General features: G+C 63.7%; 1 pseudogene. It reads left to right on the top strand.

Features of this window, described 5'->3' with window-relative positions:
• Positions 1-162 precede the first annotated feature (162 nt).
• Positions 163-237: pseudogene (locus Q1B08_RS21910) on the top strand (IS66 family transposase zinc-finger binding domain-containing protein); the annotation flags it as partial.

Below are 237 nucleotides of genomic sequence, written 5' to 3'. Positions count from 1 at the left end.
GCGACTTCGACCGCCAGACCGCCGAGCTTCAGATCCGCAGCGCCATCCTCGATCGCTTCACCGCCTTCGGCATCCCCTTCCCTTCCCCGTCGGCTAACCACCAACGGGGAAGGGAAGGGGAAGGGAAAGCCCGGCCTTCACAAGCTTCGGGCAACAAGGCCGCTGGAGGTCGTTCCGCGACAGTGGAAGGTGATCCAGACCGTCCGCGAGAAGTTCACTTGCCGGGCTTGCGAGAAA

The sequence above is a fragment of the uncultured Jannaschia sp. genome (genome assembly GCF_947494025.1).
Lineage (GTDB): Bacteria > Pseudomonadota > Alphaproteobacteria > Rhodobacterales > Rhodobacteraceae > Jannaschia.
Note: the sequence above shows the minus strand (reverse complement) of the source record. Positions and strands in the feature narration are given on the sequence as shown.